General features: G+C 70.0%; 1 pseudogene. It reads left to right on the top strand.

The window, feature by feature from the left end:
* Positions 1 to 294, top strand: a pseudogene (locus EN846_RS34515) (molecular chaperone HtpG); the annotation flags it as partial.
* Positions 295 to 297: the final 3 nt, after the last annotated feature.

The following is a 297-nucleotide window of genomic DNA, read 5'->3' as shown; positions in this document are numbered from 1 at the left end:
AGCGCCGTCTGCCTCGTCGCGCCCGAGCATGGCCCCGACCGCCAGTTCGAGCGCCTGCTCAACGCCGCCGGCCGGCTCGACAAGGCCGCCAAGCCGATCCTCGAGATCAACCCGCGCCATGAGCGCGTCGCGGCGCTGGCAAAACTCGGCGACGACGATAAGGCGTTCAAGGAAGACGCCGCGCATCTGCTCTATGACGAAGCGCGCGTGCTCGACGGCGACAAGCCGGCCGACGCGAAGGCGTTCTCAGCGCGCCTGGCACGGCTGATCGACCGCGGCTTGGCCAAGGGGTGAGGC

The sequence above is a fragment of the Mesorhizobium sp. M4B.F.Ca.ET.203.01.1.1 genome, assembly GCF_004791025.1.
GTDB lineage: Bacteria > Pseudomonadota > Alphaproteobacteria > Rhizobiales > Rhizobiaceae > Mesorhizobium > Mesorhizobium abyssinicae.
The sequence above is the reverse complement of the archived record's forward strand: the minus strand, read 5'-3'. Positions and strand labels throughout refer to the sequence as shown.